Annotated in this window: 1 protein-coding gene; it reads right to left on the bottom strand. The window is 69.2% G+C overall.

Going from position 1 to position 1,104, the window contains the following annotated elements; genetic code table 11:
• Nucleotides 1-988 (bottom strand): IS481 family transposase (locus tag KDK95_RS34715; protein ID WP_212522599.1); only part of this gene is annotated, 988 nt, incomplete at its 3' end.
• Between the last annotated feature and the right edge of the window lie 116 nt (nucleotides 989-1,104).

The following is a 1,104-nucleotide window of genomic DNA, read 5'->3' as shown; positions in this document are numbered from 1 at the left end:
TGTTCTGTCCTGTGAGGTTGGGTACGCGGCTGGCGGGTGGTTGGCCTTTGAGCGCGGTGTGTGCTCGGTGATGGTTGTAGATGTGCAGCCAGGGGTCAAGCGCGGCGCGTCGTTCGGATTCTGAGGCGTAGGGGCGTGTGTAGGCCCATTCGTCGGCGAGGGTGCGGTGGAAGCGTTCGACTTTGCCGTTGGTCTGGGGCCGGTAGGGCCGGGTGAACTTGGCGGTGATCCCGGCCGCGGCCAGGTGTTCGCGCCAGGCGCGGGAGCGGTAGGCGGAGCCGTTGTCGGTGAGCACGCGCTGGACGGTGATGCCGGCGGCGGCGAAGTAGGCGTGGGCACGCTGCCAGAACGCGACGGCGGTGTCTTTGCGTTCGTCGGGCAGGATCTCGGTGTAGGCCAGCCGGGAGTGGTCGTCGAGGGCGGTGTGCAGGTAGCCGTAGCCCAGGATCGGGTTGCGGTACGCGTTGGTCTTGCCGGTCGCGGTGCGCTGGCGGTTGCGGGCGCCGACGGGTTTGCCGTGTACCCGCCAGCCGCCGCCGTCGGGGATGTTGCCGAGCTTTTTGACGTCCACGTGGACCAGGTCGCCGGGACGCTCGTGTTCGTAGCGGCGGATGACCTGCCCGGTGGCCCGGTCCAGGTGCGCGAGTCGGGCCAGGCCGTAGCGGGTGAGCACGCGGTGGACGGTGGCGGGGTTCAACCCCAGCAGGAAGGCGATGCGCGCCGGTCCCCACCGGCGCAGTACGCGGACCTTGATGATCCGCCGCTCGGTACGCGTCGGTGTGCGGCGAGGACTCGTATGCGGGCGGCTGGGGCGATCGGCCATCCCGGCAGCGCCCGACTGCCGGTATCGGTCCGCCCAGCGTTTGGCGGTGGTCGGCGAGACCTGGAAGCGCTCGGCCGCCCGCCGCAGCGGCCAACCGTCCTCGACCACGCACCGGGCCAGGCGCAGACGTCCGGTCTCGGACAAGGGTGCATTACGGTGGGGCATGAGGGCCTTTCCGGTAGCCGGTGCAGATGTCGCAATCCACACCAAGCCAGAAGGCCCTCACCCATTACAAGATCAACCGGCCGTGACCCCCGTCACCAACCTCTGTGGTCAGTACA

Source organism: Actinospica acidithermotolerans, from assembly GCF_018139625.1.
Lineage (GTDB): Bacteria > Actinomycetota > Actinomycetes > Streptomycetales > Catenulisporaceae > Actinospica > Actinospica acidithermotolerans.
The sequence above is the reverse complement of the archived record's forward strand: the minus strand, read 5'-3'. Positions and strand labels throughout refer to the sequence as shown.